At 71.1% G+C, this 25533-nt stretch carries 26 protein-coding genes; 10 read left to right on the top strand and 16 right to left on the bottom strand.

Going from position 1 to position 25533, the window contains the following annotated elements; all coding sequences use genetic code 11:
- Positions 1-279, top strand: a complete 279-nt coding sequence (locus K8U61_RS01180) for an Lrp/AsnC family transcriptional regulator (protein WP_224121128.1) — start codon at positions 1-3, stop codon at positions 277-279.
- Positions 280-371: 92 nt separating this feature from the next.
- On the opposite strand, the gene trpD is transcribed toward K8U61_RS01180, so the two are convergent.
- The 3 genes from trpD to K8U61_RS01165 are packed head-to-tail and all read right to left on the bottom strand — an operon-like array spanning position 372 to position 2807.
- Positions 372-1433 (bottom strand): anthranilate phosphoribosyltransferase, encoded by a 1062-nt coding sequence (gene trpD, locus K8U61_RS01175; RefSeq protein WP_224121127.1) that lies wholly within the window; start codon positions 1431-1433, stop codon positions 372-374.
- Positions 1430-1849: an Rv3143 family two-component system response regulator gene (locus K8U61_RS01170; protein ID WP_224121126.1), complete on the bottom strand. Its 420-nt coding sequence runs from the start codon at positions 1847-1849 to the stop codon at positions 1430-1432. The genes trpD and K8U61_RS01170 overlap by 4 nt, the downstream gene beginning before the upstream one ends.
- Positions 1850-1859: 10 nt before the next feature.
- Positions 1860-2807 carry a cytochrome c oxidase assembly protein gene (locus K8U61_RS01165; RefSeq protein ID WP_224121125.1) on the bottom strand — a complete coding sequence of 316 codons (948 nt, stop codon included), beginning with the start codon at positions 2805-2807 and terminating at the stop codon, positions 1860-1862.
- Between the two features lie 113 nt (positions 2808-2920).
- Here K8U61_RS01165 and ctaE point away from each other — a divergent pair, with 113 nt between their 5' ends.
- From ctaE to qcrB, 4 genes are read left to right on the top strand one after another with little or no spacing between them, the layout of a single operon-like run.
- Positions 2921-3559 carry an aa3-type cytochrome oxidase subunit III gene (ctaE, locus tag K8U61_RS01160; RefSeq protein WP_224121124.1) on the top strand — a complete coding sequence of 213 codons (639 nt, stop codon included), beginning with the start codon at positions 2921-2923 and terminating at the stop codon, positions 3557-3559.
- Between the two features lie 33 nt (positions 3560-3592).
- Entirely contained in the window at positions 3593-4471 is an 879-nt protein-coding gene (gene qcrC, locus K8U61_RS01155; protein WP_224121123.1) for a cytochrome bc1 complex diheme cytochrome c subunit, read from the top strand.
- Positions 4472-4500: 29 nt separating this feature from the next.
- Complete coding sequence (gene qcrA / locus K8U61_RS01150; RefSeq protein WP_224121911.1) at positions 4501-5544, top strand: cytochrome bc1 complex Rieske iron-sulfur subunit; 1044 nt, start codon at positions 4501-4503, stop codon at positions 5542-5544.
- A gap of 2 nt (positions 5545-5546) precedes the next feature.
- Complete coding sequence (qcrB, locus tag K8U61_RS01145; protein ID WP_224121122.1) at positions 5547-7295, top strand: cytochrome bc1 complex cytochrome b subunit; 1749 nt, start codon at positions 5547-5549, stop codon at positions 7293-7295.
- A gap of 319 nt (positions 7296-7614) precedes the next feature.
- Here the strand turns inward: qcrB and K8U61_RS01140 are convergent, their stop codons facing one another.
- The 4 genes from K8U61_RS01140 to ctaC all read right to left on the bottom strand — a co-directional run bounded on the left by K8U61_RS01140 (position 7615) and on the right by ctaC (position 11952).
- Positions 7615-8829: a L,D-transpeptidase gene (locus K8U61_RS01140; protein ID WP_224121121.1), complete on the bottom strand. Its 1215-nt coding sequence runs from the start codon at positions 8827-8829 to the stop codon at positions 7615-7617.
- Between the two features lie 104 nt (positions 8830-8933).
- A complete protein-coding gene (locus K8U61_RS01135) occupies positions 8934-9332 on the bottom strand; it encodes a cytochrome c oxidase subunit 4 (protein WP_224121120.1) in 399 nt (132 codons plus the stop codon).
- On the bottom strand, positions 9332-11083 hold the full coding sequence (gene ctaD / locus K8U61_RS01130) for an aa3-type cytochrome oxidase subunit I (protein ID WP_224121119.1): 1752 nt from the start codon (positions 11081-11083) through the stop codon (positions 9332-9334). The genes K8U61_RS01135 and ctaD overlap by 1 nt, the downstream gene beginning before the upstream one ends.
- Positions 11080-11952 carry an aa3-type cytochrome oxidase subunit II gene (ctaC, locus tag K8U61_RS01125; RefSeq protein WP_224121118.1) on the bottom strand — a complete coding sequence of 291 codons (873 nt, stop codon included), beginning with the start codon at positions 11950-11952 and terminating at the stop codon, positions 11080-11082. Before ctaC ends, ctaD begins: the two co-directional genes overlap by 4 nt.
- A gap of 147 nt (positions 11953-12099) precedes the next feature.
- Between ctaC and K8U61_RS01120 the strand changes: the two genes are divergently transcribed.
- Together K8U61_RS01120 and K8U61_RS25295 are read left to right on the top strand one after the other, a co-directional pair.
- Positions 12100-13188: a cysteine desulfurase family protein gene (locus K8U61_RS01120; protein ID WP_224121117.1), complete on the top strand. Its 1089-nt coding sequence runs from the start codon at positions 12100-12102 to the stop codon at positions 13186-13188.
- Entirely contained in the window at positions 13185-13418 is a 234-nt protein-coding gene (locus K8U61_RS25295; protein ID WP_224121116.1) for a sulfurtransferase TusA family protein, read from the top strand. The genes K8U61_RS01120 and K8U61_RS25295 overlap by 4 nt, the downstream gene beginning before the upstream one ends.
- A gap of 3 nt (positions 13419-13421) precedes the next feature.
- Here K8U61_RS25295 and K8U61_RS01110 read toward each other — a convergent pair whose 3' ends face one another.
- On the bottom strand, positions 13422-14405 hold the full coding sequence (locus K8U61_RS01110) for a carbohydrate kinase family protein (RefSeq protein WP_224121115.1): 984 nt from the start codon (positions 14403-14405) through the stop codon (positions 13422-13424).
- A 63-nt stretch (positions 14406-14468) separates the two neighbouring features.
- Between K8U61_RS01110 and K8U61_RS01105 the strand changes: the two genes are divergently transcribed.
- The gene (locus K8U61_RS01105) at positions 14469-14675 is read left to right on the top strand and encodes a hypothetical protein (RefSeq protein WP_224121114.1); all 207 of its coding nucleotides are present in this window, start codon (positions 14469-14471) and stop codon (positions 14673-14675) included.
- Between the two features lie 68 nt (positions 14676-14743).
- Here K8U61_RS01105 and erpA read toward each other — a convergent pair whose 3' ends face one another.
- Complete coding sequence (erpA, locus tag K8U61_RS01100) at positions 14744-15106, bottom strand: iron-sulfur cluster insertion protein ErpA (protein ID WP_224121113.1); 363 nt, start codon at positions 15104-15106, stop codon at positions 14744-14746.
- Between the two features lie 60 nt (positions 15107-15166).
- Entirely contained in the window at positions 15167-16240 is a 1074-nt protein-coding gene (locus K8U61_RS01095) for a glycerate kinase family protein (RefSeq protein ID WP_224121112.1), read from the bottom strand.
- A gap of 34 nt (positions 16241-16274) precedes the next feature.
- Between K8U61_RS01095 and K8U61_RS01090 the strand changes: the two genes are divergently transcribed.
- Complete coding sequence (locus tag K8U61_RS01090; protein ID WP_224121111.1) at positions 16275-17156, top strand: GNAT family N-acetyltransferase; 882 nt, start codon at positions 16275-16277, stop codon at positions 17154-17156.
- Positions 17157-17189: 33 nt separating this feature from the next.
- Positions 17190-18365, top strand: coding sequence for a quinolinate synthase NadA (gene nadA / locus K8U61_RS01085; protein WP_263426474.1), 1176 nt, complete (start codon positions 17190-17192; stop codon positions 18363-18365).
- A gap of 45 nt (positions 18366-18410) precedes the next feature.
- Here nadA and K8U61_RS01080 read toward each other — a convergent pair whose 3' ends face one another.
- Genes K8U61_RS01080 through K8U61_RS01055 form a run of 6 tightly spaced genes read right to left on the bottom strand, consistent with a single transcriptional unit; the run spans position 18411 to position 25501 of the window.
- Positions 18411-19565, bottom strand: a complete 1155-nt coding sequence (locus K8U61_RS01080) for a sensor histidine kinase (protein ID WP_224121109.1) — start codon at positions 19563-19565, stop codon at positions 18411-18413.
- A 36-nt stretch (positions 19566-19601) separates the two neighbouring features.
- Positions 19602-21479, bottom strand: coding sequence for an efflux RND transporter periplasmic adaptor subunit (locus K8U61_RS01075; RefSeq protein WP_224121108.1), 1878 nt, complete (start codon positions 21477-21479; stop codon positions 19602-19604).
- Between the two features lie 11 nt (positions 21480-21490).
- Entirely contained in the window at positions 21491-22357 is an 867-nt protein-coding gene (locus K8U61_RS01070) for a DUF5666 domain-containing protein (protein WP_224121107.1), read from the bottom strand.
- A gap of 11 nt (positions 22358-22368) precedes the next feature.
- Positions 22369-23604: an ABC transporter permease gene (locus K8U61_RS01065; protein ID WP_224121106.1), complete on the bottom strand. Its 1236-nt coding sequence runs from the start codon at positions 23602-23604 to the stop codon at positions 22369-22371.
- Positions 23601-24311 (bottom strand): ABC transporter ATP-binding protein, encoded by a 711-nt coding sequence (locus K8U61_RS01060; protein ID WP_308043074.1) that lies wholly within the window; start codon positions 24309-24311, stop codon positions 23601-23603. The genes K8U61_RS01065 and K8U61_RS01060 overlap by 4 nt, the downstream gene beginning before the upstream one ends.
- Positions 24308-25501, bottom strand: coding sequence for an efflux RND transporter periplasmic adaptor subunit (locus tag K8U61_RS01055; RefSeq protein ID WP_224121105.1), 1194 nt, complete (start codon positions 25499-25501; stop codon positions 24308-24310). The genes K8U61_RS01060 and K8U61_RS01055 overlap by 4 nt, the downstream gene beginning before the upstream one ends.
- Positions 25502-25533: the final 32 nt, after the last annotated feature.

The raw sequence follows: 25533 nt of genomic DNA, 5'->3' as shown, positions 1-25533 counted from the left end.
GTGATCACCGCCATCGTCTTCGTGAAGGCCGACGTCGCCCGGATCCCCGAGGTCGCCGAGCAGATCGCCGCGCTCGAGGGCGTCAGCGAGGTCTACTCCGTGACCGGCCAGATCGACCTGATCGCGCTGGTCCGGGTGCGCGACCACGACGACATCGCCGCGGTGGTCGCCGACCGGCTCAACAAGGTCCCGGGCGTCACCGCCACCGAGACCCACATCGCCTTCCGCACCTACTCCCGCCACGATCTCGAGTCGGCGTTCTCCATCGGCCTCGATTAGCCGCCGAGTCGAGGTTTTCCGTGGGTCGAGTCGAGGTCTTCCGCGGCCCTATCCGACGGAAACCCTCGACTCGAACGACGGAAAGCCTCGACTCAACGGGTGGCGGCGATCCAGCGGTCCAGGGTCGCCTTCGCGGCGCCGGAGTCGATCGCCTCGGCCGCCTTGGCCAGTCCCGCGCCGAGCGCGGTGACCGGGTCGGCGGCCGGGTCGTCGTAGACCGCGAGCGCGGCGCCGGCGTTGAGCACGACCGCGTCGCGGACCGCGCCGGTCTCGCCGTCGAGCAGGCGGCGTACGACGTCCGCGTTGTGCGCGGCGTCCCCGCCCCGCAGCGCCTCGGTGGTCCCACGCGGCACGCCGAGCTCGGCCGGGTCGACGGTCCGCTCGACGATGTCCCCGTCGTGCACCTGCCAGACCCGCGAGGTGGTCGTGGTGGTGAGCTCGTCGAGCCCGTCGTCGCCCCGGAAGACCCAGGCGTCGATCCCCCGGGCGGCGAAGACGCCCGCCATCACCGGAGCGGCGCGGACGTCGGCGCAGCCGATCGCACGGGCGCCGGCGTGCGCCGGGTTGGTGAGCGGGCCGAGCAGGTTGAAGGTCGTCCCGATGCCGAGCTCGCGCCGCGGGACGGCCGCGTGCCGCATCGCCGGGTGGAAGGCGGCCGAGAAGCAGAAGGTGATGCCGGCCTCGGCCGCCACGGCCGCGACCCGGTCGACCGGCAGGTCGAGGCGGATGCCGAGGCTCTCGAGGACGTCGGCAGAGCCGGACATCGACGACGCCGAGCGGTTGCCGTGCTTGACGACCTTCGCGCCCGCACCGGCCGCGACGATCGCCGACATCGTGGAGATGTTGACCGACATCGAGCGGTCGCCGCCGGTGCCGACCACGTCGAGCAGCCGCCCCGGGATGTCGAGCGGCGTCGCCACGGCGTACATCGCGTCGACGAGGCCGTTGACCTCCTCGGGCGTCTCGCCCTTGCCCCGGAGCGCCACGGCGAAGCCGGCGATCTGGACGGGCGTCGCGGCGCCCTCGAGGATCTCCCCCATCGCCCAGGCGGTCTGCTCGGCGCTGAGGTCCGTCCCGGCCACGAGCGTCCCGAGGACGTCGGGCCAGGTGTGCGTCACCGGGTCGGTCACGCCGTCGGCCACGCGGTCGGTCACGTGGTCGCGGGCACGCGCGAGCGCAGCAGCGTCACGACCGCCTCCGCCAGCTGGACCGGGTCCAGCGGGTGGGGTACGGCGGCCTCGGCGCGCGACCAGGTGGCGAGCCAGGCGTCCTGCGGCCGGCCGGTCAGCACGACGACCGGCGGGCACTGGTAGATCTCGTCCTTGAGCTGCTTGGCGATGCCCATGCCACCGGCGGGCACCGCCTCGCCGTCGAGGATCGCCAGGTCGATCGTGCCGGAGTCCATGTTGGAGATGACGACGGGCTCGGTCGCGACCTCGACGTACTCCACCTCGGGGAGGTCGGGGTGCGGCCGTCGGCCCAGGGCCAGGATGACCTGCTGGCGGGTGTTGACGTCGTCGCTGTAGACCAGGACCCGCAGCGGGGTGGTCCGGGAGGTCGAGTCGCTCACGGCGGCGATGCTACTCGTCACCGGCGGCCGCGCGGGCGGCCGCCGCACGTTCTCGCGCCTCGAGCAGGTCCAGGCGCCGGTCCTCGCGCCTGGCCTCCTTCATCGACTCGCGGACCCACTGCACGAAGAGCACGCCGAAGAGGGCCAGCGCGACCAGGTCGCCCGAGCCCCAGAGGATGCCGCCGGCCAGGTGCTGGTCGTCGAGCGGGGCAGGCAGCCAGGACCCCATCGGGCCCTGGTGGAGGTCGGCGTACCAGGACCCGCCGATGATGTCCTCCTCGGACATGATCGTGATGCCCAGGAAGGCGTGGAAGGGCAGCGTGAGGACGACGAGCAGCATCCGGAAGGGGTAGGCGACCTTCCCCGGCACCGGGTCCACGCCGACGATCGGCCAGAAGAAGAGCGAGCCGACCAGCACGAAGTGCAGGTGCATGGTCTCGTGCAGGAAGTCGTGGTGGAGGGTCGCGGGGTACCACCCGCTGAAGTAGAGGATCCACGGCGCGGTCACGTAGAGCACGAAGGTCAGCGGCGGGAAGGACAGCACCTTCGCCACCCGCGAGTGGAGCACCACCAGCAGCCAGCGCCGCGGGCGGGCGGGCAGGGTCCGCAGCGCGAGGGTCACCGGCGCCCCCAGGGCCATCGCCATCGGCACCAGCATCGACAGGACCATGTGCTGGACCATGTGGACGCTGATGAGGGTGTCGTCGTAGGTGCCGAGGCCCGAGGACGTCGCGAAGAAGAAGAACCCCATCCCGATCGGGACGAAGGCGATCGTCCGGCCGATCGGCCAGTGGTCGCCTCGCCGGTGGAGGGTGACCACGCCCCAGAGGTAGAGGCCTGCGATCCAGGCGGTGATCACGATCGGGACCGGCTGGAAGGACCAGCCCGTGAAGGTGGTCCAGAAGGTGTACTCCGGCAGGTTGGCGCCGGTGTCGAGGATAGGGCCGAAACCTGTCATGACGGCGTCACTGAGCGGGGGCTGAGGCGGGGATGAGCACGCTGTGAACTTTATGACGGCGAAACACAGGGGGTCGGGGTGCCCTCATCCGTGGCTCACGACATAATGACGGCGTGGCGACAGCAACCGCGATTCCGGCATCCCGCCTGCACGGGCACCACGACCGACCGAGCATGGTCAGCGTCGGGACGATCATCTGGCTCTCCAGCGAGCTGATGTTCTTCGCCGCCCTGTTCGCGTCGTACTTCACGATCCGGGCGGTCAGTCCCGAGCTGTGGGCCGACAACACCGCGATCCTGAACGTGCCGTTCGCCTCGGTGAACACCACGATCCTGGTGCTGTCGTCGCTCACCTGCCAGCTCGGCGTCTTCGCCGCCGAGCGTGGCCAGGTCGGGCGCTCCGGCTCGGTGTTCAACGTCAAGGGCTGGGGTCTGCGCGAGTGGTTCGTCCTCACCTACATCATGGGCGCGGTCTTCATCGCCGGTCAGGCCACCGAGTACGCCTCCCTCGTCAAGGAGGGCGTCACGATCCAGGACTCGGCCTACGGCACGATGTTCTACCTGACCACCGGCTTCCACGGTCTGCACGTGACCGGCGGTCTGATCGCCTTCCTCTTCGTCCTCGGCCGGACCTTCGTCGCGCGCAAGTTCACGCACGAGCAGGCCGTGAGCGCGATCGTCGTCTCCTACTACTGGCACTTCGTCGACGTCGTGTGGATCGGCCTGTTCGCCACGATCTACCTCGTCCAGTAGCTGCCCGCCGACCGACCAACGCAAGGACTGAATGTGCGTCTCCTGAACCGCTCCGCCGGTCGACTCTCGCGGCATCGTCGCGGCCCCCTCGCGGGCCTGGTGGTCGTCCTGGTGGGCCTGCTGATGACCGGCGGCATCTACACCGCCTTCTTCTCCTCGGCCCAGGCCGACGAGTCGACGACCAACGCCGAGCAGATCCAGCAGGGCCGTGAGCTCTTCCTGGTCAGCTGCGCCTTCTGCCACGGGCAGAACGGCGAGGGCGTGCGGACCGACGAGGACCACCAGCTCGGCCCGTCGCTGGTCGGCGTCGGCGCCGCCGCGGTCGACTTCCAGGTCGGCACCGGCCGGATGCCGATGGTGCAGCCCGGCGCGCAGGTACCCCAGAAGCCCACGACGTTCGACGACGACGAGATCGCCGCGCTGGCGGCGTACGTCGCCTCGCTGGGCCCCGGTCCCGCCGTCCCCGACGAGGGCGACTACAGCACCGACGGCCTCAGCGACGAGGAGAAGCAGGCCGCGGTCGTCCGCGGTGGCCAGATCTTCCTGACCAACTGCACCGCCTGCCACAACTTCGAGGGCTCCGGCGGCGCCATGCCGCGCGGCGGCTACGCACCGAAGATCCGCGGCGTGGAGCCGAAGTACATCTACGAGGCGCTGCTGACCGGGCCGCAGAACATGCCCAACTTCGCCAACGGCAACCTCTCCCCCGACGAGAAGCGCGACGTGATCGCCTACCTCGGCTCGCTCAACGACCAGCCCGGGTACGGCGGCTTCGGCCTCGGCGGCCTGGGCCCCGTGCCCGAGGGTCTCGTGGCCTGGCTGTTCGGCATCGGCGTGCTCGTGGGCGCCGCCGTCTGGATCGCCGCCCACACGACCCGTTCGAACAAGAAGAAGGTGGAGGCTGAGGCGTGAGCACCCACTCCGACGGCCACGACGAGCCGGTGGACGAGAACCTCCCCGCTCGCGACGACCTGTACGCCAACCCGGGTCTGCCCGAGCACCACTGGCGGCCGACCGACGTCGACCCCAAGGCGGAGCGGCGCGCCGAGCGCCAGGTGGCGACGCTGTTCGTCCTCTCCGCTATCTGCACGGTGCTCTTCGTCGTCGCCTACTTCAGCGTCGGCAAGGACGACACCGTCATCGGCCTGGGCGCCCAGAACGTCTCCCTCGGTCTCGCGCTCTCCGGCGCCCTGCTCTTCATCGGCATCGGCATCATCCAGTGGGCCCGCAAGCTCATGGGTGACCACGAGATCGTCGAGTACCGCCACCCGGCGTCCTCCTCCGAGGAGGACCGCGCCGCGACCGTCGAGGCGCTGCAGCTGGGCCTCGAGGAGTCCGGCATCGGCCGCCGCCCGCTGGTCCGCAACTCCCTGCTCGGCGCCGTCGGCCTGGTCGGCGTGACCGCGATCGTCCCGCTGTGGGACCTCGGCCCGACCAACGCCAAGGTGACCAAGGAGCAGCCCTACCCGGGCGCCGGCCTCGAGCACACCGTGTGGGATCAGGGCATGCGCGTCGTCCGCGACGTCGTCGGCACCCCGATCAAGCCGTCCGACCTCCAGATCGGCGACCTGGTCAACGCCGAGCCCGAGGCCCTCTTCAACGGCGGCGAGGACGGCGAGCCGCTGGAGGGCGTGGCCCTCCAGGTCGGCAAGTCCAAGGGCGCCGTCGTCGTGGTCCGCATGGAGCCCGAGCAGATCACCCCGGGCAAGGGCCGCGAGAACTGGTCGGTGGACGGCATCGTCTGCTACTCGAAGATCTGCACCCACGTGGGCTGCCCGATCTCGCTCTACGAGCGGACCACCCACCACCTGCTCTGCCCCTGCCACCAGTCGACCTTCGACCTGGCCGACTCGGCCCGGGTCGTCTTCGGCCCGGCGGCGCGACCGCTGCCGCAGCTGCCGCTGGCGGTCGACGACGAGGGCTACCTCGTGGCGCAGAGCGACTTCACCGAACCCGTGGGACCGAGCTACTGGGAGCGTGGCTGATCATGGACACGACCAAGGTCGCGAACACCAACGGCACCGCAGCGGCGACGGGCGGCAAGCCCAACCGCGCCGCGGCGGTGGCCACCTGGGCCGACGAACGGCTCGGCATCGCCTCGATGGCCAAGAAGAACCTGCGCAAGGTCTTCCCGGACCACTGGTCCTTCATGCTCGGCGAGATCGCGCTGTGGAGCTTCGTCGTCCTGCTGCTGACGGGTGTCTTCCTGACGCTCTGGTTCACCCCGAGCATGGGCGAGGTGCAGTACAACGGCACCTACGAGCAGCTCCGTGGCGTCCACATGTCCGAGGCGTACGCCTCGAGCCTGAAGATCTCCTTCGACGTCCGCGGCGGCCTGCTGATGCGCCAGATGCACCACTGGGCGGCGATGCTCTTCATCGCCTCGATGATGGTGCACCTGCTCCGCGTGTTCTTCACCGGCGCGTTCCGCAAGCCGCGTGAGCTCAACTGGGTGATCGGCTGCCTGCTGCTCATCCTGGGCACGCTCGAGGGCTTCACCGGCTACTCCCTGCCGGACGACCTGCTCTCCGGCACCGGCGTGCGCGCGGCGGACGGCTTCATCAAGGCCTCCCCGGTCATCGGCACCTACATGTCGTTCCTGCTGTTCGGCGGTGAGTTCCCGGGTGACTCGATCATCCCGCGCCTCTACACCGTCCACGTGCTGCTGATCCCGGGCCTGCTGCTGGCGCTGATCGCCGCGCACATGCTGCTGCTCGTCTACCACAAGCACACCCAGTGGCCTGGTCCCGGACGTACCGAGAAGAACGTCGTGGGCTTCCCGATGCTCCCCGTGTACGCCGCGAAGGCGGGCGGCTTCTTCTTCATCGTCTTCGGCGTCACCGCCTTCATGGGCGCGTTGCTGTCGATCAACCCGGTGTGGAAGTACGGCCCCTACGATCCGTCGAAGGTGACAGCGGGCTCCCAGCCCGACTGGTACATGGGCTGGCCGGACGGCGCGCTGCGCATCATGCCGGGCCTCGAGACCCACATCTGGGGCTTCACGATCAGCTGGAACATCATGCTGCCGATCCTGATCCTCCCGGTGGTCTCGTTCCTGTTCGTGCTGATGCTGCCCTTCCTCGACGCCTGGATCACCGGCGACAAGAGGGAGCACCACCTGCTCGAGCGGCCGCGCAACGCGCCGACGCGCACCGCGCTGATGGTGGCGCTGATGACCTGGTACGGCCTGTTCTGGGTCGCCGGCGGCAACGACATCATCGCGATCAAGCTGCACTCGTCGATCAACGAGATCACCTACTTCCTGCGAGCCGCCGTGCTCATCGGACCGGTGCTCGCGTTCGTCATCACGAGGCGTTGGTGCATCTCGCTGCAGCGCAAGGACAACGAGACGCTGCTCCACGGCTACGAGACCGGCATCATCATGCGGTCGGCCGAGGGCGGCTACTCCGAGCGTCACCTGCCGCTGCCGGAGTCGAAGGCCTACACGCTCACCGCGCGTGACCGCGACCCCGTGGTCAACGGCCACGACGAGGGCACCGACGCCAACGGCCTCCCCGCCCCGGGCGGCGGCCGGTTCGCCGGCCTGCGTCACCGGGTCCGCACGGTCTGGTACTCCGACAACGTGCAGAAGCCCACGGTGGAGGAGCTCGAGGACGGCCACCACCACGCCGAGCACGAGCACGAGCTCCAGGCCGGCGACGAGGGCCACGCCGCCGACGGGCACCAGTTCGACGGCCACCACCTGGTCGAGGACGAGTCGCTCCGCGGTCACTGACCCGGACCGGCTCGCGCCGAACCACCGCGAAGGCCGCCCCACTCCCCCACGGGAGTCGGGCGGCCTTTCGCATGGCCGGTGGTCGGCTGCCGGGCTGCGGGTTCACCAAGGGATCACGGGGAGCCAGCGGTCGGCTTGGGTGGATCCCTTGGTGGAACGGCACTCCCCCAGGTGAACTCACCGGGGGAAGCGCGGGTTCGCCTGGATCCCTTGGTGGAACGGCACTCCCCCAGGTGAACTCACCGGGGGACGTGCGGGTTCGCCTGGATCCCTTGGTGAAACGGCACCTCCCGCAGGACGGACGAATCCAGGTCGGCGATCAGCTCAGGGCAGAGCCCTGGGCGTACTTCTTGTACGTCTCGTTCCAGTCGCCGTAGCCGTTGTCGAGGGTCATCGGGCGGTCGGTGCCGGTGTACTCGACGACGTCGCCGCGGCGGGACATCGCGTAGAGCCAGCCGGCGTTCTCGGTGCTCATGCCGGTGCAGCCGTGGGAGACGTTGGCGACGCCCTGGGAGCCGACGGACCACGGCGCAGCGTGGATGAACTCACCGGAGTAGGTGAGGCGCATCGCCCACTTCACGCCCTCGATGTTGTAGGCGTCCGCGCCGGTGATGCCGACGGTCTCGGAGTTCATGTCCTTGGACGCGAACTTCTCGATGATGACCTTGGTGCCGGAGCGGGTGGTGTACGCCGGCTGCTGGCCGGTCGTGATCGGGATGGTGCGCAGCAGCTTGCCGTTGCTGAAGACCCGCATTTGGTCGGTCACGGTGTTGACCTTGTAGATGTGCGCGTCGCCGATCTTGAAGTCGATGTCGCGGCTCTCCTGGCCGTAGATCCCGTTGCCGGCGTCGACGCCGTTGACGTCGAGGTCGACGTGGACCTTGGTGCCGGGCTTCCAGTAGCTCTTGGGGCGCCAGTGCGCCTCGGTGTCGCTGAGCCAGTGCCAGGAGCCCTGCTGGGCGGGCTGGGAGGTCACGGTCATGTGCTTCTCGAAGGCCGCCTTGTCCTTGACCGGGACGTCGAACGTCGCGATCACCGGCATGCCGACGCCGACGGTCTCGCCCTGCAGCGGCGCCAGCGACGGGTAGGTCTGCTGGTCGAGGGTGAGCGCCTGGGTGTGGAAGCGGGTGGTGCGGGAGATGGCGGTGCCGTCGCTGCCCGTCGCCGTCGTGGTGACGGCGTACGCCGCGCCCGGCTCGAGCAGGTCGGAGGCCCGCCAGGACATCTTGTTGGCGGCCAGGTCGCCGGCGACCGCGCCGGCCGCCGAGGTGACCTTGACGGAGTCGAGCTCGGCGTTGGAGACGGTCACCGCGAGCTGGGTGTCCACGGGCACGTCCTGCGCGCCGCGGTGGACGTTGACGGTCACGCTGGGCTTGAGGGCCGCGGCCTGGCTGGCGGACTCCGAGGGGTCGTCACCGGTGACCGTGGACGCACCCGGGACGTCGTCCGCGTTGCAGGCCGAGAGGCACAGGCTGGCGACGGCGAGCGCCGCGACCGCCCCGAGCTTCATCCGGCGCGTGTGGGTCACGGACATGCGAGGAACTCCCCCAAGACAGACGAACGGGCGATCACTCCCAGAGTAACCGCCCGTCCCTGACACGCCGATTCGGCGCGGCGTGAGTCCTGCCTCAGTCGTCCTCAGTGGGCGTGGACGCCCCGGTAGTACTCGAAGATCCAGCCGCACAGCGCGAGCGCGCCGAGCATGACCCCGATGATGAAGAGCCACCACGCGCCCGCGGCGACGCCGTAGACGCACACCGAGAGGCACAGGGCGCACCACAGCGGCCACCAGGAGTAGGGCGGGAAGAAGCCCAGCTCGCCCGCGCCGTCGGCGATCTCGCCGTCCTTGCGGTCCTCGGGACGCGGGTCCATGCGGGCCGCGTGGAAGCCGAGGTAGAGCGTCACCATGGCGGTGAGCAGGGTGGTCATGGTGAGGGCGGAGGTGCCCGTCCAGTCGCCGGTGATGAACCAGTACGCCGGGCTCACCAGCACCAGGAAGATGGTGCAGATCGCGAAGATCCAGGCCTCGGACTTCATCAGGCGTTGCCCTCCGGGTTGTCGGTGCGGTCGTGGAGCAGGTCCTCGCGACCGTCCATGTCAGGAGCGTCGGCCGGACCGCCGACCCGCGCCATCTCGTTCTCCTCCAGCTCGATCGCGGCCACCTCCGGGTGGTGCAGGTCGAAGGCCGGCGACTCCGAGCGGATCCGCGGGATGGTGACGAAGTTGTGGCGCGGCGGCGGGCAGCTGGTGGCCCACTCGAGCGACCGGCCCCAGCCCCACGGGTCGTCGACCTCGACGAGCGGGGCCCGCCGGGAGACGTAGACGTTGTAGAGGAAGGGCAGCGTCGAGGCGCCGAGCAGGAACGCGCCGATCGTCGAGACCTGGTTGAGGGTGGTGAAGCCGTCCTCGGGCAGGTAGTCGGCGTAGCGACGCGGCATGCCCTCGACACCCAGCCAGTGCTGGACCAGGAAGGTGGTGTGGAAGCCGATGAACAGCAGCCAGAAGTGCAGCTTGCCGAGGCGCTCGTCGAGCATCCGGCCGGTCATCTTGGGCCACCAGAAGTAGAAGCCCGCGAACATCGCGAACACGACGGTGCCGAAGACGACGTAGTGGAAGTGCGCGACCACGAAGTAGGAGTCGGACACGTGGAAGTCCAGCGGCGGGCTGGCCAGGATGATGCCGGTCAGGCCACCGAAGAGGAAGGTCGTGAGGAAGCCGATCGACCAGAGCATGGGCGTGTCGAACGAGATCGACCCGCCCCACATCGTGCCGATCCAGTTGAAGAACTTCACGCCTGTCGGGATCGCGATCAGGAACGTCATGCCGGAGAAGAACGGCAGGTCGACCGCGCCGGTGACGAACATGTGGTGGGCCCACACGGCCACCGACAGGATCGCGATGCCGAGGGTCGCGCCGACCAGGCCGACGTAGCCGAAGATCGGCTTGCGGCTGAAGACCGGCAGGATCTCGGTGACGATGCCGAAGAACGGCAGCGCGATGATGTAGACCTCGGGGTGCCCGAAGAACCAGAAGAGGTGCTGCCACAGGATCGCGCCGCCGTGGGCGGTGTCGAAGACGTGGGCGCCGAGCTGGCGATCGGCCTCGAGCGAGAGCAGCGCGCCGGCGAGCACCGGGAACGCGATCAGCACCAGGAGGCTGGTGACGAGGGTGTTCCAGACGAAGATCGGCATCCGGAACATCGTCATGCCGGGCGCACGCATGCAGATGATCGTGGTGATGAAGTTGACCGCACCGAGGATGGTGCCCAGACCGGCCATCCACAGGCCCATGATCCAGAGGTCACCGCCGACCCCCGGTGAGCGCACCGCGTCGGAGAGCGGCGTGTAGGCGAACCAGCCGAAGTCGGCGGCGCCCTGCGGGGTCACGAAGCCCGAGGCGGCGATGATGCCGCCGAAGAGGAACAGCCAGTAGCTGAACATGTTCAGGCGCGGGAACGCGACGTCCGGCGAGCCGATCTGGAGCGGCATGATCACGTTGCCGAAGCCGAAGAACAGCGGCGTCGCGAAGAGCAGCAGCATGATCGTGCCGTGCATGGTGAAGAGCTGGTTGTAGAGCTCGTCGTTGACGACCTGCATGCCCGGGTAGGCCAGCTCCGAGCGGATCAGCATGGCCATCAGGCCACCGATCAGGAACCACGCGAACGAGGTGCCGAGGTAGAGCTTGCCGATCAGCTTGTGGTCGGTCGTGGTGAGGATCCGGGCCACCTGGTCGCCGAGCGGCCTGCGCGGCGCCGGGGTGCCAGTGGGTGCAGCTGCTGTGGCGGTCACTCCGCCCCCTCCTCGGACTCGTCACCGGACTCGAGTCCGGCCTGGGTGCTGGCGTACTCGCCGCCCAGGAGCGGCAGGTCGCTCTCGGCGCCGGCGTCCTGGAGCGACTGGACGTACTGGTCGTACTCCTCCGGGCTCACCACGTGGACCTCGAAGAGCATCCGGGAGTGGTAGGTGCCGCAGAGCTCGTAGCACTTGCCCTTGAAGACGCCCTTGCGGGTCGGGGTGATCTCGTAGTGGTTCACCCGGCCCGGGATGACGTCCATCTTCATCAGGAAGCCCGGGACGCCGAAGTCGTGGATGACGTCGGGCGAGTGCAGGTTGAAGCGGGTGGTCTCGCCGACCGGCAGGTAGAGCATCGGGATGTGCGAGCCCGTGCCGGAGTCGTGGACGTACGACGAGTAGGGGAAGTTGTCGTCGGCGGCGTCGTCGTTGGCCGACGCGTCCATCTCGCCGATGCCGTAGTTGAAGGTCCAGGACCACTGCTGGCCGACGACCTCGATGGTGTTGTCCACCGGGCGGTCGTCGTCGAGCACGTAGTTCTGCGTCTTCACCGTGTGGGCGAAGAACACGATCACCATGATCACCGGCGCGATCGTGTAGAAGATCTCGAGCGGCAGGTTGTAGCGCGTCTGCACCGGGATCTCGTCGTCGCTGCGACGGCGGTACTTGATGATCGCCCAGAAGATCAGGCCCCAGACGATGACGCCGGTGACCAGCGCGGCGATCCAGGCGCCCTGCCAGAGGCTCAGGATGCGCTCACCCTGCTCCGACGCCGGGTCGGGCATCGCAAAGCGCTCCCACTCGTTGTCGGTCGAGCAGCCGGCCAGCAGCAGAACGCCGACGAGGGCCATGGCGATGGAGCTCACCCGACGGAGGGTGGCCGGTCGTCCGGCCGCGCGCCTGGGGACTTGCAGACTCAACGTCTGAGCCTCTCTCTCAACGATCACGGATACGCCGCACACTATCGGAACCGTGCCCCTGATGAGCCGCTGGGGTGTCGGTAAGTTGCGACTGTGAGAAGTGCCGCGTCGTACCTCGACACCGCATCCTCCGAGCCGTTGCACCCGGCCGCTCGGGAGACCCTGCTCGCGGCGTACGACCGGGGGTACGCCGACCCCCGCCGGCTCCACGGACCGGGCCGGGACGCACGACTGCTGCTCGACAACGCCCGCGCCGTGGTCGCCGAGTGCCTGGGCGTGCGCCCCGACGAGGTCACCTTCACCTCCTCCGGCACCGAGGCGGTCCACCGCGGTCTCCTCGGGCTGCGCCGCGGGCCCGGCCCGGTCGCACACACCGCCGTGGAGCACTCCGCGGTCGTGCACGCCGCCACCTGGGCCGGCGCGGCCCTCGAGCTGCCGGTCGACCGGCTCGGGCGCGTCGATCCCGCCACCGCGCCCTCGGATGCGTCGGTGGTCGCCGTCCAGAGCGCCAACCACGAGGTGGGCACGCTCCAGCCGGTCGCCGAGGTCCCGGCCGGCGTCCCGCTCTTCGTCGACGCCTGCGCCTCGATGGGTCGGCTCCCCCTCCCCGACCGCTGGGACGCGCTGGCCGGCTCCGCCCACAAGTGGGGCGGACCGGCCGGGGTCGGCGTGCTGCTGGTGCGCAAGGGTGCGCGGTGGCTCAACCCCTTCCCCGGCGACGACCGCATCGACGAGCGCGCCAGTGGCTTCGAGAACGTCCCGGCCGCCCTGGCCGCGGCCGCCGCGCTGCGGGCGGTCGTCGAGGAGCGTGAGGAGGTCAACGCGCGGCAGCACGCGCTGGTCGACCTGGTCCGGACCCGGGTCGCGGCCGAGGTCCCCGACGTCGAGGTGGTCGGCGACCCGGTCGACCGGCTCCCCCACCTGGTCACCTTCTCCTGCCTCTACGTCGACGGCGAGACGCTCGTGACCGAGCTCGACCGGCGCGGGTACGGCGTGGCCAGCGGCTCGGCCTGCACCGCCTCGACCCTGACACCGAGCCGGGTGCTCGAGGCGATGGGCGTCCTCACCCACGGCAACGTGCGGGTCTCGCTCACCCGCGACACCACCGCGGCGACCGTCGAGGGCTTCCTCGAGGCCCTGCCCGGGGTCGTCCGGGACATCCGGACGCAGGTGGGCCTGTGACCGACCCGGTCGTCGACCTCGAGCTCGACTGCCGCGGGCTGCTCTGCCCGCTGCCGGTCATCGAGCTCGGCAAGCGGTACGCCGAGGTGCCCGTCGGCGGGGTGGTCGCGGTGCTGGCCGACGACGTGGCGGCGCGCACCGACATCCCGGCGTGGTGCCGGATGCGCGGCCAGGACTACCTCGGCGAGGACCCGACGGGGCGCTACCTGGTGCGCCGGGTCGGCCCCTAGCGGTCAGCCGAGCGACTTGAGGTGCGGCTGCACGTCGGCGGCCGCGTCCGCGCCGTACGAGTGCTCGAGGCGCGCGAGGAACTGCGCCGGGGTGAAGGTGTACTCCTGGGTGCCGACCGTCTCGACGACGTACGCCGCGAGGACGCACCCGACCTGCGCGGCCCGCTCGTGCTCGAGACCCCAGGCCAGCGCGGCCAGGAAGCCGGAGCGGAAGGCGTCGCCCACGCCGGTGGGCTCGACCGCGGAGACGTCCTTGGCGGCGGGGAGCACGATCGGCTCCTCGCCGCGCCGCTGCACCCGGACGCCGTCCTTGCCGAGGGTGGTGACCTGCACGCCGACCCGGTCGAGGACCTCGTCGGCCGTCCAGCCGGTCTTCTGCTCGATCATGTGCGACTCGTACTCGTTCGAGAAGAGGATCGCGGCACCGTCGATGAGGTCGCGGATCAGCTCCCCGTCGCTGAAGGCCAGCTGCTGGCTCGGGTCGGCGATGAAGGCGTAGCCGCGCTGACGGCACTCCTCGGTGTGCCGGAGCATGCCGTCGGGGTCGTCGGCACCGATGAGGACGTACTCCGGCTCGCCCACGCGGGCGACGACCGGGCCGAGCTCGATCAGCCGGGCCTCGCTCATCGCGCCGGGGTAGAACGAGGCGATCTGCGCACCGGTCGGGTCGGTGGTGCACACGAAGCGCGCGGTGTGGCGGGTCTCGGAGATCCGCACGTGCGAGCAGTTGACGCCGTGCCGCTCCAGCCAGGAGCGGTAGTCGGCGAAGTCCTCACCGGCCGCGCCGACCAGCACCGGCCGCAGCCCGAGCTGGCCGAGGCCGAAGCACATGTTGGCCGCGACGCCGCCGCGCCGGATCTCCAGGTCGTCGACGAGGAAGGACAGCGAGATCTTGTCCAGCTGCTCGACCACGAGGGAGTCGCGGAACTTGCCCTGGAAGCTCATCAGGTGGTCGGTGGCGATGGAGCCGGCGATCAGCAGAGACACGACACGGAAGACTACCGATCGGTACCCGTAGGACTACCTTCGAGTAGCCCCTAGCGTCGTGACATGACCTCCACGCACCCCGGCCAGCGCCTCGCGTACGACGAGATCTCGACCCCGGCCGAGATGGGCGCGGACTGCCTCGCCGTCCAGGCCGCCCTGACCCGGCCGCTCAGCGCGGCCGCCCGCCACCTCTCGGCCGAGCAGACCAAGCGGGACATCCAGGTCCCCGAGGCCGCCGCCCGCCTGGCCCAGGCCATCTACGGGGAGTGACCTGAACGCACGAAGGCCCCGCTCCGGCAAGCCGGAGCGGGGCCTTCGACGTTCAGCTCTGGGTCAGCTCAGTGGAAGCTGTCGCCGCAGGCGCAGGAGCCGGTGGCGTTGGGGTTGTCGATCGTGAAGCCCTGCTTCTCGATCGAGTCCACGAAGTCGATCATCGCGCCGTTGAGGTAGGGGACGCTCATCCGGTCGACGACGACGGACACGCCGTCGAAGTCGGTGACGACGTCACCGTCGAGGCTGCGCTCGTCGAAGAAGAGCTGGTAGCGGAGGCCGGAGCAACCGCCCGGCTGCACGGAGATGCGCAGCGACAGGTCGTCGCGGCCCTCCTGCTCGAGGAGGCTCTTCACCTTCGAGGCGGCCACGGAGCTCAGGTTGATCGAGTCGGTACGGCGCTCGGTGGTGGTCTCGACCTGCTCGGTCATGTGCGTTCTCCCAAGGTCGACGGAGGTCTGTTACTGGCTCCAATGGTCGCACACGGGCGGTTATTCCCGGGACCAGCTGCGGGCGACGCGCTCCGCGAGGTCCGCGAGCGACCCGGCCGGGTCGGCGAACGCGCGGTCCTCCCCCACCAGGTCGACCAGGGAGTACGCCGACTCCACGCCGAGCGCCCGCATCTCCCGCGAGCCGACCAGGACCTGCCCCGCCAGCGCGACGCAGGGGCGGACCGCCTCGGCCGCGATCTCGGCCACGCCGTACGGCACCTTGCCGGAGCGGCTGGAGAAGTCGAAGGCACCCTCGCCGGTGAGCACCAGGTCGGCGGCGCGGGCCCGGTCGGCCAGCCCGACGGCGGCGGCGACCAGGCCGATCCCGGGTTCGCGGGTGGCGCCGAGGAGCAGCAGCGCGAAGCCGAGCCCACCGGCGGCGCCCGCGCCCTTCTCCAGGGCGGTCCGCCGGTCGGTCGCGGCGGCGAGCTCCTCGAGCCGGCCGTCGAGCTCGGGCAGCCGGTCCTCGGCGACCCCCTTCTGGGGCCCGAAGACCTTGGTGGCCCCGAACAGCCCGGTCAGCGGGTTGTCGACGTCGGAGGCGGCGACCAGCTCGACGCCCACCGCCGGAAGCGCGACCGACGAGACGCCCTCCAGCGCGAGGGGCCCCGCGTCGAGCGGGCGGTCGGCGGTCGCCCCGAGGGCGGCCAGCAGCCCGGCGCCGCCGTCGTTGGTGCCGCTGCCGCCCAGCCCGACCACCACGCGGGTGGCGCCGGCCTCGACAGCCGACCGCACCAGCTCCCCCACGCCGTACGACGACGCCGTCTCGGCGCCCTCGGCGCCGGTGAGGTGCAGGCCGCACGCCTGGGCCGACTCGACGTACGCCGTCGTCCCGACCAGCAGCACGCTGCCGGGGGTCGGCTCGCCGTGCGGGCCGCGGACGGTCACCGCCAGCAGCTCGCCGCCGAGCGCGGCGTGGAGGACGTCGACGAAGCCCGGCCCGCCGTCCGACATCGGAGCGAGGTCGAGCTCGTCGGCCGGCGCGCGGCGGGCCCACCCCGACGCGATCGCCTGGGCGGCCTCGACCGCGGTGAGGGTGCCGGCGAACTTGTCGGGCGCCACCAGAACTCGCATGCGCGCATTCTGGCGCGACCCCTACGGTGGCGGCGTGACCGACCTGCTGATCCGGCCGATGACCCCCGACGACGTGCCGGGCGCGGAGCGGGTCAGCGACGCGGCGTTCTACGAGCTCGACGTGCGGCTGCGCCGCGCGAGCGACCCCGAGCCCGAGCACCGCTCCGAGCGGCACCGGGCCTCGTGGATCGGCCGGACCCGCCACCTCGTCGAGCACGACCCGGGCGGCTGCTGGGTCGCCGAGGACGAGACCGGCCTGGTCGGCATGGCCAGCTCGCTGCGCCGCGAGTCGATGTGGTGCCTGGCGACGTACGCCGTGCTGCCGGGTCGCCAGGGCCAGGGCATCGGCGCGCCGCTGCTGGCCGCGGCGCTCGAGCACTCCCGCGGCTGCAGCCGCGGCATGCTGTCCTCGTCGTCCGACCCCACCGCGGCGCGCGTCTACCGCCGCGCAGGCTTCGACCTGCACCCGCAGATGTTCCTCACGGGCACCGTGGACCGGGCCGTGCTGCCGGTCGTCGAGAAGGTCCGCGACGGCTCGGCCGCCGACCGCGACCTGCTCGACTCCCTCGACCGGGCCACCCGCGGCGCCGCGCACGGTGTCGACCACGAGCTGATGGGGGCCTCGTGGCGGCTGCTGGTCTCCGACACGACCACCGGGTCGGGCTACACCTACCTCGACGAGCGCGGCCGCGTCGCACTGCTCGCCGCGACGAACCGGCGTACGGCGACCCGGCTGCTGTGGGCGGCCCTCGCCGAGGCGCCCGACCGCGCGGCCGTGCCGCACGTGACGGGCGCCAACCAGTGGGCCGTCGACGTGGGGCTGGCGGCCGGTCTCCGGCTGCACCAGGAGGGCTACCTCGCGCTGCGCGGGATGAAGCCGCCCGCGCCGTACGTTCACAACGGTGCACTGCTCTGAGCCGCCCCACACCGAGCAAATAGGATGGACGCCATGACGACCGTCGACCTCCCGCTGCTGCCGCTCGGCCGCGGCACCGACCTCTCCAGCGAGCGCGGCGTCGAGTGCCCGGGCGACCTGCCCGCCGCATCCGACCCGGACCTGGTGGCCCGGGCGCAGGCGGCGAAGGCCGCGCTCGGCGACAAGGTGTTCGTGCTCGGTCACCACTACCAGCGCGACGAGGTCATCCAGTTCGCCGACGTCACCGGCGACTCCTTCAAGCTCGCGCGCGACGCGGCGGCCCGGCCGGAGGCCGAGTACATCGTCTTCTGCGGCGTGCACTTCATGGCCGAGTCGGCCGACATCCTCACCGGCCCCGACCAGCAGGTGATCCTGCCCGACCTCGCGGCCGGCTGCTCGATGGCCGACATGGCCCGGCTCACCCAGGTCGAGATGGCGTGGGAGGCGATGGCCGAGGCCGGGATCGCCGCGTCGGTCGTCCCGGTGACCTACATGAACTCCTCGGCCGACATCAAGGCGTTCTGCGGCCGCAACGGCGGCGTCGTGTGCACCTCCAGCAACGCCGAGACCGCGCTGACCTGGGCGTTCGAGCAGCACGGACCGGACACCAAGGTCCTCTTCCTCCCCGACCAGCACCTCGGGCGCAACACCGCGGTGCTGCAGATGGGCTACTCGCTCGACGACTGCGTGGTCTGGGACCCGCACCGCCCGCACGGCGGCCTGACCGACGAGCAGCTGCGCGACGCGAAGATGATCCTCTGGAAGGGCCACTGCTCGGTCCACGGGCGCTTCTCCCCCGAGGTCGTCGACGCGCTGCGCGCGGAGATCCCCGACATCAACATCCTGGTGCACCCCGAGTGCCGCCACGAGGTCGTGCTCAAGGCCGACCTGGTCGGGTCGACGGAGTTCATCATCAAGACGATCGAGGCCGCGCCGGCGGGCTCGGCCTGGGCGATCGGCACCGAGCTCAACCTCGTGAAGCGGCTCGCGGCGGCCCACCCCGACAAGCGGATCGTCTTCCTCGACAAGACCGTCTGCTACTGCTCGACGATGAACCGCATCGACCTTCCCCACTTCGTGTGGGCGATGGAGTCGCTGGTCGCGGGCACGGTCGTCAACCGGATCGAGGTCGACCCCGACACCGAGCGGTGGGCGCTGCTCGCGCTCGAGCGGATGCTCGCCCTGCCCGGCAGGACCGCCAAGGACTGACCCGGCAGCAGCTGCACGCCGACCCGGCGATCAGTTCCTGCCAGGTCAGCCCTCGGGCAGCTCGAACCAGGCGCAGGTGCCGCCGTACGGCGCGTCCGCGAGGCCGATCCGGCCGCCGTGCGCCTCGATGATCCGGCGGCAGGTCGACAGCCCGATGCCGGACCCCTCGACCTCCTCGTCGATGCGCGCCAGCGGCAGGAACACCCGCTCGCGCTGGTCCTCGGGGATGCCGGGACCGCGGTCGCAGATGACGATCCGCCAGCGCTCGCCCGTGCGGGAGCTGTCGATCTCGATGTGGGGCGGGGCGCCGGCGCGGGTGAACTTGGCGGCGTTGGCGACGAGGTTCTGCACCACGGCGCGGAGCTGGACCGCGTCACCGAGGATGGTCGGCAGGTCGCCGACCATCACGGTGGCGTCGGACAACGGGACCGCGAGGTCCTCGAGCGCGTCACGGACGACGGCGGCGAAGTCGACCGGCCCGCGCTGGAGCTCGCCGCCGACGCGGGCGAACTTGAGCAGGTCGTCGATGAGGCTCTGCATCCGGTCGGCGCCGCCGATCGCCCGCTTGAGGAGGAACGCGAGGTCCTCGTCGCCGTCGATCTCCTCGTCCATCATCTTCAGCGACATCGAGACCGCGGTCAGCGGGTTGCGCAGGTCGTGGCTGACCTGGCCGGCGAACGCCGCCAGCGCCTCGTTGGAGCGCTTGAGCTCACGGGTGCGCAGCTCGAGCTCGAGGAGGTCGACGACCCGGGCCGCCAGCGAGACCAGCGCCTGCTCCTGCTCGTCGGTCAGCGTGCGCGGCACCTCGTCGAAGACGCACAGCGTGCCGATCACGACGCCCTCCGGGGTGACCAGCTGGTGGGTGGCGTAGAAGCGGACGTTGCCGATCACGCCGGTCACGAACGGGTTGTCGGCGAAGCGCGGGTCCTGGGTCGCGTCGGGGACGATGACCGGCGCCCCCGCGTGCAGGACGAGGGCGCACATGGAGTCCTCGCGACTGCACACGGAGGCGTCGAAGCCGTGGGTGGCGATCTGGTGCTGCTCGGTGTCGGTGATCAGGTTGATCGTCGCCATCGGCACCTGCGCCACCTGGGCAGCCACGTCGACGAGGGCGAGCAGGTCCGCCCGAGGCGGCTCGACGAGGACGCGGTACTTGTCGATCTGGGCGACCCGCGACTCGTCCCCCATGAGAGTCGTCACGTCCGAAATTCTGCCACGGCCGCCACCCCGCGGTCATCAGCCCGGGAAGCCACCCCCTCCGGAGGGCGGGCTGAACCCGCTGCCCCCGCTGGGGAAGCCGCCGCCACCGCCGCTGAAGCCGCCGCCGCCGAACCCGCCCTGGTTGGTGCTGCTGTCGTCGGTGGTCGGCAGCGCCTCCTTGAGGTCCGCGAGCACGACCTCGTCGCCGGCCTCGAGCCCATCGGTGACCTCGACCGTGGTGGCACCGACGACGCCGGTGGTGACCCGGGTGCGGGTCGCCTCGCCGTCGTCGCCGACCACCATGACCACCCCGTCGCTCACCGCCGAGGCCGGCACCGTCACGACGTCCGTCGCCGTACCGGTGACGATCGAGACGGAGGCGTTGAGACCCGTCGCGATGTCGAGGTCCTTCTTCTTCAGGGTGATGGTGACCGGGTACGTCGAGGAGTCGTCGGGCACCGTGCTGATCTGCGTCACGGTCCCCACCAGCTCCTGGTCCGACCCGGCCGGCGTCGCGGTCGCGGTCTGGCCGACCTCCAGCTGCTGCACCTCGCTGCTGCTGGCGTCGACCTGGACCGTGGTGGTGCCCGGCGCGACCACGATGAAGACCTCGGTGCCGGACGAGACGGAGTCGCCCTCGGCGGCGTCGACGGACACCACCTTGCCGGCGAACGGCGCCGTCACCGTCGCGGTGCGCAGCGCCTCCTTCGCGGTGATGACGTCGGCGCGCGCCTGGTCGATCGCCGCCTGGTCCTGGGCCAGGGTCGCGGCGCTGACCGTGGTCGAGCCGCTCATCGACGACGACGAGGACGCCGAGGACGCCGAGGACGCCGACGAGGAGGACGACGCTGCCGAGGCCGATCCGGACCCGGAGGACGCCGGCGACGAGCCACTGCTGCCCGACCCGGACGACTGCTGCTGGCTCCCCTGGCCGCCGGTCGAGGTGTCCGACCCGCCCGAGCCGCCCGAGCCGTCGGAGCCGCCCGAGCTGTCGGAGCCGCCCGACTGACCGCTCTGCTGGAGCGCGGTGATCGCGTCGGTGAGGGTGCCCGAGAGGTCCTCGAGCGCGGTCTGCAGCGCGTCCTGGTCGGTCGAGACCTGCTGCTGGGCCGTCTGGACGGCGGTCAGCGCGTCGCTGCACGCCTGGTTGGTCGCGTCGTCGCCGGTCCCGGTGCCCGGGTCGGTGGTGGCACCGTCGGTCGGGTCCGTGGTGGGGTCGTCGGACGGGTCGCCCGGGTCGGTCGAGAACGCGTCGGTGCAGGCGGTCTGCTGGGCGGCGAGAGCGTCCTGGGCGGCGGTGAGCGAGGCGCTCACGGTGCTCTGGGCGTCGACCACCGCCTGCTGCTCGGCGGCCAGCTCGGCCAGGGCGTCCGACAGTCCCCCGTCGTCGGTCGGCGTGGTCGGGTCGTCCGTCGGGGTGTCCGTCGGGGTGTCCGTGGCCGTGTCGGTCGGGGTGGACTGCCCGCCGGTCGACGGGGTCGTCGTACCGCCACCGGAGCTCGAGCCGGTGCTGGAGCTGGAGCTGGCCGAGCTCACGGTGTCGGCCTGGGCGTCCTCGTCGGACTCGAGCTGGGCGCGGGCCGAGGCGAGCGTGGCCCGCGCCTGCTGGAGCGTCTTGCGCAGGCTGGTGTCGTCGAGCTCGCCGAGCACCTCCCCCGCCTTGACCGTCTGGCCGGCCTTGACGGTGATCGACTCGATCGTGCCGGAGGTCGCGAACGCGAGGTCGGCACGGCCCGCGGGCTCGACGCTGCCGGACACGTCGAGGGTCTGCTCGACGTCGCCGGTGGTCGCCGACGTGGTGCGGTAGGACGGTGCGTCCGCGTTGGCGGCGTAGGCCGCGTAGCCGACGCCGACCACCGCGACCACGACGCCGCCCGCGATCACGCGGCGGGCGCGTCGGCCCGGACGACGCATGCGGGAGATGTTCACGACGCGGCCCCGGGAGCGCCGCCGCCGAAGCCGCCGGTGCACGCACCGTCGACCGCCTTGGTCACGCTGATCGAGGTCGCGGTCAGCGCCCCGGTGTCGTCGGTGTCGCCCTGAGCGGTCACGCACACGCCCGTCTTCACCGCGGAGGCCGTGGCGTCGCCGGTGGTCGTGTACGTCGTGTCGCCGGTGACCGTGACGGCCACGTCGACCGGGTCGGCCGAGGCCGAGGCGTCGCCCATGGCCGGCGTCGTCGCCGAGACGGTGAACCCGTCGCCGCTCACCGCGGTGACCTCGCCGAAGGTGCCGCCGCCGAAGCCGCCGCGACCGCCCTGCGCCATGTCGGTCGGCATGTCCGAGGGCATGTCGGTCGGCATGTCGCTGGGCGCCCCCGACGGCATCTCGCCGCCGCCCGGCATGCCGCCGCCTCCGCCGCCGAACCCGGTGCTGCAGCTGCCGTCGTCGCTCGCGGCGACGATGCGCACGCTGGCCGCGGTGACCTCGGTGGCCTGCTCGGTGGAGTCCGAGCCGCTGTCGTCGGCGCTGGTGACCATCACGCACGAGCCGACCTTGACGTCGGAGAGCGTGGCGTCGACCTGCTGGGTGAAGGTCGTGTCGGAGGTCCAGGAGACCGCGACCTGGCCGGACTGGGCGTTCTGCACCTGGGCGGTCTTGCCGCTGACCGCGGCGACCAGGCCCGAGGCGCCCGGGAAGCCGCCAGCACCGGCGCCCTGCTGCTGCCCGGCCTGGGCCGTGCTCTGGTCACTCGCGGTCGAGGAGTCGTCGGAGGAGCCGCCGCAGGCGGCCAGCGAGGCCAGCAGCAGCACCGAGGAGGCGGTCGCGAGGGTGACGCGGGAGAGGTTCATCGAGGTTCCTTTCACTCGCTCCGCAGAGCGTCGATGGGGGTCAGGCGGGCGGCACGGCTGGCGGGGTACACGCCGAACCCGACGCCGAGGGCGAGGGAGGTGGCCAGGGCGGCCCCGGTCGCGAAGGCCGAGAGGGTGACCGGCTGGTCGATGATCGAGGGCAGCACCCACGAGCCGACGACGCCGATCAGCACACCGGCGATGCCGCCGGCCAGCCCCAGCATCGAGGCCTCCACGAGGAACTGCCGCCCGATCACGCTCGGCGTCGCGCCGAGCGCCTTGCGCAGGCCGATCTCGCGGATCCGCTCGGTGACGGAGACGAGCATGATGTTCATGACGCCGACGCCGCCGACGAGCAGGGAGATCGCCGCGACACCGGTGAGCAGCACGGTGAGGGTCTCGTTGGTCGAGTTGGCCGTCTCCACCAGCGAGTCCTGCGTGGAGATGCTGAAGTCCGCGTCGCTCGCGGCCACGCCGTGCCGGGTCAGGAGCAGGCTCTGGACCTCCTGGTACGCCGCGCTCAGCGTGTCCGCCGAGGTGGCCTCGACGTAGATCGTCGAGACGGCGTTGTCGGTCGAGCCGGTGAGCGACTTCGCGGTGCTGATCGGGACCACGGCCTGGTCGTCCTCCGACGTACCCGTCGAGGAGGCGCCGCTGGAGTCGAGGACCCCGATCACGGTGAGCTGGCGGCCGCCGATGCTGACGGTCTGGCCGACCGGGTTGGCCGCGGTCGGCCCGGTGAAGAGCTCGCTGGCGGTGTCCGGGCCGAGCACGACGACGTCGGCGCCCTTCGCCAGCTCCTCGGCGGTGAAGAACCGGCCGGCCTCGAGGGTGCGGGTGCGCACGTCGAGCCAGCTGGGCGTCGTCCCGACGACCGAGGTCGTCCAGTTGGTCTCACCCGCCGCCACCGCCGCGTTGGTGCTCGTGGTGGCGGCGACCTTCTCGGCGTCGGGCACGACGCTGTCCTCACCGATCGCGGAGGCGTCGTCGAGGGTCAGTGTGGTGGCCGAGCCGAAGCCGCCACGGACGCCGGAGGAGTCGGTGGTGCTGCCCGGCGACACGATGAGCAGGTTGCTGCCGAGGGCGTCGATCTCGTCCTTGACCTCCTTCTGCGCTCCCTGACCGAAGCCGACGGTGAGGATGACGGAGGCGATGCCGATGACGATGCCGAGCATGGTGAGGATGGAGCGCATCCGGTGCGCACGGACCGCCTCTGCGCCGGCGCGGACGGTCTCGAGCCAGTTCACACGATCACCCCGGCACGGGCGGTCGGCACGTCGGAGGTGATCTCGCCGTCCGCGATGACGAGGTTGCGCTGGGCGCGTTCGGCGACCTCGTGCTCGTGCGTGATCAGCACGATGGTGCGACCGCTCGCGTGGAGCTCGTCGAGGAGCCCGAGGACGTCCGCGGTCGAGCGGGAGTCCAGGTTGCCGGTCGGCTCGTCGGCCAGGATCATCGCCGGCTCGGTCACCAGCGCGCGGGCCACGGCCACGCGCTGCTGCTGACCACCGGACAGCTCGCCGGGACGGTTGTCCACCCGGTCCCCCAGGCCCACCCGCTCCAGGGCGCGGACGGCCCTGGCCCTGCGGTCGGCCCGCGGGACCCCGGCGTAGATGAGCGGCAGCTCGACGTTGCGCCAGGCGGAGAGGCTGGCCAGCAGGTTGAACTGCTGGAAGACGAAGCCGATCCGCTTGTTGCGGACCTCGGCGAGCTGGGTCTCGGTCATCTGGGAGACGTCCTCGCCGGCCAGGAGGTAGTGGCCCTCGGTCGGGTTGTCGAGACAGCCGAGGATGTTCATCAGCGTCGACTTGCCGGAGCCCGAGGGGCCGATGACGGCGACGTACTCGCCCTCGGCGATGTCGGTGTCGATGCCGCGCAGCGCCTCGAACTCGATGGTGCCGCTGCGGTAGGTCTTGCGGATCGCGGTGAGCTCGATGATGGGCTCGCTCGTCACTGGCCACCACCCGGCATCTGACCGCCCCCGCCCATCTGGCTGACGTCCGGCATCTGGCCGCCGCCGGGGAAGCCCTCCTGCTGCTGCTCGCCGGTGCTGCCGCTGCCGGTCGGCATGGTGAAGCCCGGGATGACGACCGTGTCGCCCTCCTCCAGGCCCTTCGTGACCTCGGTCGACATGCCGTAGGCCTCGCCGGTCTCGACCGCGGTCTTGACCTCCTTGCCGTCGACGACCTTCGTCACGTAGGTCGCGCCGTCCTCGGTGGTGAGCGCGCGGCTCGGGACGGTGAGGACGTCCTCCACCTGCTTGACCACGATCGAGGCGGTCGCGGAGACCCCGGCGTAGAGGTCCTTCTGCTTGCCGGTCACCTCGATGGTGACCGGGAAGACCGCGGCGCCGCTGTCGTTGGTCTGCGCGACGAGGCCGACCTCGGAGACGGTGCCGTAGACGGTGTCGTCGACACCGGTGGCGGTGATCTCCGCCTGGAGGCCCTTCTTGAGCTGGTCGGCGTCCTCGGCGGCCACGGTCGCGTCGACGACGAAGGAGCTGGTCGAGACGATGCTGATCGTGCCGCTGGTGTCGGTGGTGCTGCTCGAGCTGCTGGAGTCGGACATGCCGGTGCTGGACGAGCTGGAGGAGCTCGAGCTCGACGAGCCGACGCTGTCGCCCTTCTTGATCCCGACGTCGGTGACGGTGCCGGACACGGTCGCCCGCAGGGTGGCGTCGTCGACGGCCTCACGGGCGTCGGCGAGCGTGGCGCGGGCGGAGACGATGTTGGCCTTGTCGGCCGCGATCTGCACGTCGCTGGCGTCGTCGTCGTAGTCGTCGTCGAGCTGGGTGATCGCCGCGTCGAGCGAGCTGGCCGCGGCGGTCCGGGTGGCGACCAGCGCCTCCCGGTCGACGGTCGCGAGCACGTCACCCTTCTTGACGGTGTCGCCCTCGTCGACCGCGACCCGGGTCACGGTGCCGGAGACCGCGAAGCTGTCGTCGGCGGTACGCCGGGCGGCGATCGTGCCGTCCGCGGACACGGTCTGCTGGATGGTCTGGCTGCTGACGGTCTCCGTCGTGCTGCTGGCCGCCGCGGACGAGTCGTCCTTGGTCAGCAGCCACACGCCGCTGCCGGCGGCGACCACGAGCACGAGCGGGATGAGGAGCCAGGCGCGTCGCCGGCCGCGAAGTCTTTTCCACACGCCGCACACCCTCGCGAGGCGGGCTGTGCCGG

Origin of the sequence: Nocardioides mangrovi, from assembly GCF_020073815.1 — a bacterium.
GTDB classification, from domain to species: Bacteria; Actinomycetota; Actinomycetes; order Propionibacteriales; family Nocardioidaceae; genus Nocardioides; species Nocardioides mangrovi.
This window is presented reverse-complemented; position numbering and strand designations above follow the sequence as displayed.

Excerpts from the sequence above, each read along its gene's own strand:
- K8U61_RS01135 (WP_224121120.1), bottom strand. The coding sequence starts at position 9,332 with ATGAAGTCCGAGGCCTGGATCTTCGCGATCTGCACCATCTTCCTGGTG.
- nadA (WP_263426474.1), top strand. The coding sequence starts at position 17,190 with ATGACGACCGTCGACCTCCCGCTGCTGCCGCTCGGCCGCGGCACCGAC.
- K8U61_RS01105 (WP_224121114.1), top strand. The coding sequence starts at position 14,469 with ATGACCTCCACGCACCCCGGCCAGCGCCTCGCGTACGACGAGATCTCG.
- K8U61_RS01075 (WP_224121108.1), bottom strand. The coding sequence starts at position 21,479 with ATGCGTCGTCCGGGCCGACGCGCCCGCCGCGTGATCGCGGGCGGCGTC.
- qcrB (WP_224121122.1), top strand. The coding sequence starts at position 5,547 with ATGGACACGACCAAGGTCGCGAACACCAACGGCACCGCAGCGGCGACG.
- erpA (WP_224121113.1), bottom strand. The coding sequence starts at position 15,106 with ATGACCGAGCAGGTCGAGACCACCACCGAGCGCCGTACCGACTCGATC.
- K8U61_RS01095 (WP_224121112.1), bottom strand. The coding sequence starts at position 16,240 with ATGCGAGTTCTGGTGGCGCCCGACAAGTTCGCCGGCACCCTCACCGCG.
- K8U61_RS01140 (WP_224121121.1), bottom strand. The coding sequence starts at position 8,829 with ATGTCCGTGACCCACACGCGCCGGATGAAGCTCGGGGCGGTCGCGGCG.
- K8U61_RS01070 (WP_224121107.1), bottom strand. The coding sequence starts at position 22,357 with ATGAACCTCTCCCGCGTCACCCTCGCGACCGCCTCCTCGGTGCTGCTG.
- K8U61_RS01165 (WP_224121125.1), bottom strand. The coding sequence starts at position 2,807 with ATGACAGGTTTCGGCCCTATCCTCGACACCGGCGCCAACCTGCCGGAG.